Here is a 2,029-nt window from a genome sequence, read left to right on the forward strand (position 1 = left end):
CCAGCATTTCGACCCATCGACCCTGGCGATTACCACCATCGACTGCGGCAATCCGGCGGGAAACGTGATCCCGGCGCGGGCGACAGCGCGCCTCAACATCCGGTTCAACGACACGCATTCCGGTGACACGCTGTCGCGCTGGCTGCGATCCGAGGCCGAAGCCGTGGCCGAAGCGACGGGGGTCGAGATCGGCCTGAAGATTTCCGTCGCGGGGGAAAGCTTCCTTACCCCGCCGGGCGAGTTGTCCGAGCTTGTCTCGCGGGCTGTCGAGGCCGAGACGGGCCGCAAGCCACAGGCTTCGACCAGCGGAGGGACCTCGGACGCGCGGTTCATCAAGGATCACTGCCCGGTGGTGGAGTTCGGGCTGGTCGGCAAGACCATGCATCAGGTCGATGAGCGCGTGGAAGTGGCACATATCCACCAGCTGAAAGCGATCTACGGCCGGATCCTGCGGGACTATTTCGCGTGATCCGCCGCGTGACTTTTCGCATCGAACGGACCGGAGATATCGCCCTTTGCCAGCGCCTGCGCCGGGTGGTGTTCATTGATGAGCAAGGCGTCAGCGAAGAAGATGAGGTGGACGGGCTGGACCCGGAGGCGGTCCATCTCTTGGCCTTTGACGGCGAGCGTCCGGTCGGCACGGCACGGATGCTGATCAAGGGGGAGACGGGCAAGATCGGGCGAGTCTGTGTTCTGTCAGAAGCGCGGGGTACGGGCCTGGGCGCGGCGTTGATCCGGGCCTGCCTGGAGGAACTTCGGCGGGTGCCGGGGGTGAGCACGGCCCTGCTGGGCGCGCAGACCCATGCGCTGGGGTTCTACGAAAGGCTCGGGTTTGTTGTCGAGGGCGAGGAGTATCTCGACGCGGGTATCCCGCATTACGACATGCGCCGCCCCTTGTAGCGGTTGCGAAGCGGAGCGGCTGGCGCCGCAAGTTCCTTGTCTCGTCGTCGGGCTTCGCCTCCTCCTCGGGCATGGGGGCGCTTCGCCCCCCACGGCGATGGTTTCAGGGAAACCATCGCCTTCCCCCCGAGGATATTTGCGAACAGGTGAATGGGTGGGTCGGGTAGTGTTTCCCAGGACGACATGTTAGGGCTTTGCCCATGAAAACACTTCCTTCCAAGGACGAGATCCGCCAGTGGATCGCTCAGAACCCTGGCCTTGCCGCCAAGCGGGACATTGCCAAGGCCTTTGGCATCAAGGGCGACGGGCGCATCGAGTTGAAGCGTTTGTTGCGCGAGCTTGAGGGTGAGGGCGTGGTCGAAAAGACCGCGCGGCGGTTCCATGAGAAGGGAGTGTTGCCTCCGGTTGCGGTGCTGGAGGTGCTGGCGCCGGACGGAAATGGCGACCTCTTTGCCAAGCCCCTGGAAGAGGGGGTCGATGAAGGGCCCCGCATTCTGATCATCCCGAAGAAGGGCGATCCGGCCCTGGGCGCGGGCGACCGGATTCTGGCGCGCCTGTCCAAGGTCGATCTGGACGACTATGTCTACGAGGCGCGGCTGATCCGGGCTTTGGGGTCGAACCCGAAGAAGGTACTGGGAGTGTTCCGGGCCGGGTCGGAGGGCGGGCGGATCGTGCCCGTCGGCAAGGGCGATGACAAGGAATGGCGCGTTGCCCCGGACATGACCGGGGGTGCCCGCGATGGTGAGCTGGTCGAGGCCGAAGCGGTCGGCGCACGGCGGCTTGGCCTGCCCGCGGCGCGGATCGTGGCGCGGCTGGGTGACCCGGAGGGACCGCGGGCGGCCTCTCTGATTGCCATTCATCAGCACGGCATTCCCGATGCTTTCCCCGATGCCGTAGTGCTGGAAGCCGATCGAGCGGAACCCGTGGGCATGGCTGGGCGCGAGGACCTGCGCGACCTGCCCCTGGTGACCATCGACCCGGTCGATGCACGCGACCGCGACGATGCGGTGCTGGCGGAAGTGGATACTGACCCCGGCAATCCCGGCGGCTTTGTCCTGTGGGTCGCGATTGCCGATGTGGCGCATTTCGTGACACCGGGGTCGGCGCTGGACCGCGAGGCGCGTCGCCG

3 protein-coding genes are annotated in these 2,029 nt (G+C 65.9%); all 3 read left to right on the top strand.

What is annotated here, in order from left to right; genetic code table 11:
- Window positions 1-469, top strand: a 469-nt coding sequence (locus tag JNN07_24415; protein MBL9170899.1) for a M20/M25/M40 family metallo-hydrolase, incomplete at its 5' end; no start/stop codon positions are given.
- Entirely contained in the window at window positions 466-900 is a 435-nt protein-coding gene (locus JNN07_24420; protein ID MBL9170900.1) for a GNAT family N-acetyltransferase, read from the top strand. The genes JNN07_24415 and JNN07_24420, both read left to right, overlap by 4 nt.
- A gap of 200 nt (window positions 901-1,100) precedes the next feature.
- Window positions 1,101-2,029 (top strand): RNB domain-containing ribonuclease (locus JNN07_24425; GenBank protein MBL9170901.1); only part of this gene is annotated, 929 nt, incomplete at its 3' end.

It is taken from the genome of Verrucomicrobiales bacterium (assembly GCA_016793885.1).
Taxonomy (GTDB): domain Bacteria; phylum Verrucomicrobiota; class Verrucomicrobiia; order Limisphaerales; family UBA11320; genus UBA11320.